Origin of the sequence: Planktothrix sp. FACHB-1355, from assembly GCF_014748295.1 — a bacterium.
Taxonomy (GTDB): Bacteria; Cyanobacteriota; Cyanobacteriia; order Cyanobacteriales; family Aerosakkonemataceae; genus Aerosakkonema; species Aerosakkonema funiforme_A.
In genome coordinates, this window is sequence record NZ_JACJUP010001379.1 from 1 (window position 1) to 1,504 (window position 1,504).

Annotated in this window: 2 protein-coding genes; one reads left to right on the top strand and one right to left on the bottom strand. The window is 45.5% G+C overall.

Annotated elements, in window-relative coordinates:
* On the bottom strand, nucleotides 1-354 hold a 354-nt coding region (locus H6S82_RS32590; protein WP_191057461.1), incomplete at its 3' end, for a Uma2 family endonuclease.
* 254 nt (nucleotides 355-608) lie between these two features.
* Between H6S82_RS32590 and H6S82_RS32595 the strand changes: the two genes are divergently transcribed.
* Nucleotides 609-1,504: homoserine dehydrogenase (locus tag H6S82_RS32595; RefSeq protein ID WP_191057462.1), on the top strand; the 896-nt coding region annotated here is incomplete at its 3' end.

Here is a 1,504-nt window from a genome sequence, read left to right on the forward strand (position 1 = left end):
GTTATAAAATAAAAGTTTTTTATTCATTTCCTTCTTGGTGTTAGTTTCAGAAAGAATCTCAAACACCACTTGGGGAGCAATATTATCTTCATTCCACGGGAGGTAAGATTTGCGTTCTTTTTTCTCTCGACCGAAGACTACCATCACATCGGGAGCTTGGCAAATATCCTTTCTTTCTTCTACTGGATACCAGATTAAGTCCCCTGTGATAAATACGTTCGGGTCGTCCTTAAATATGCCATCTAAATTCGCTTTTATTTTGGTAATCCAGTCATACTGTATCGTACTATCTGCCATCGGCTTGCCATCACTAGACGGATAAATAATTACGGGTTTTTCATCAGTTTGTTGCATAATTTATACCGTTTAGATGAATAAGAAATAAATATTAATGCTGACCGAAAAAAAGGGGTTTAAAGCTTACCATTTCAATGGCAATCATCAAAAAATGTTTCCGAATTTCAAGATCCGCCTTGAAAAGGCGGAACCAATCCAAAATCTAAAATCCAAAATCCAAAATCGGGTGACCTGGAAGGGAATACTTAACTTTGGTAACTATAATATCTTACAATGGGTGGGGTTTAATTACGTTTCAACGGGTCAGAAGCGTGGGTTTCAAAATCGGTTTGCTGGGATTGGGAACGGTAGGTACGGGGACGGCGGAGATTTTGCTGTCGCCGGAGGGTCGTCATCCGGTGGTGCGGGAGTTGGAAATTTATCGGGTGGGGGTACGATCGCTCGATAAACCCCGCACGGTACAATTGCCACCGGAGATCCTGACAACGGATCTGGAAGCGATCGTCACTGACCCGAATATTGATATCGTGGTAGAGGTGCTGGGTGGATTGGAGCCGGCGCGATCTCTCATCCTCACAGCCATTGCCCACGGTAAGCACGTCGTTACAGCCAATAAAGCCGTAATTTCTCGTTTTGGCAGCGAAATCTTCACCGCTGCGAACGAAAAAGGCGTTTACGTGATGCTAGAAGCCTCTGTCGGCGGCGGTATCCCGGTAATTCAACCGCTCAAACAAGCTTTGGGAGTTAACCGCATTCAAACGGTTATCGGTATTGTCAACGGTACGACTAACTATATCCTCACCCGAATGCGAGATGAAGGTGCGGACTTTGGCGAAGTTCTCGCCGACGCGCAACGCTTGGGCTATGCTGAAGCTGACCCGACGGCAGATGTGGATGGTTTGGACGCTGCGGATAAAATTGCTATCCTCGCATCTTTAGCTTTTGGCGGACGCATCAAATTAGAAGATGTGTATTGCGAAGGAATTTCTCAGGTAGGTGCGGCGGATATCGCTTACGCCGAAAAGTTGGGATTTGTAATTAAGTTGCTGGCAATTGCCAAAAAATTAGATGTCAACTCGGAACTACTCTCGATTCGAGTTAATCCTACCCTCCTCCCGAAAACTCATCCCCTAGCCAGTGTCAACGGGGTCTATAATGCGATTTTGGTAGAAGGCGAACCGATCGGTCAAGTTATGTTCTACGGCAG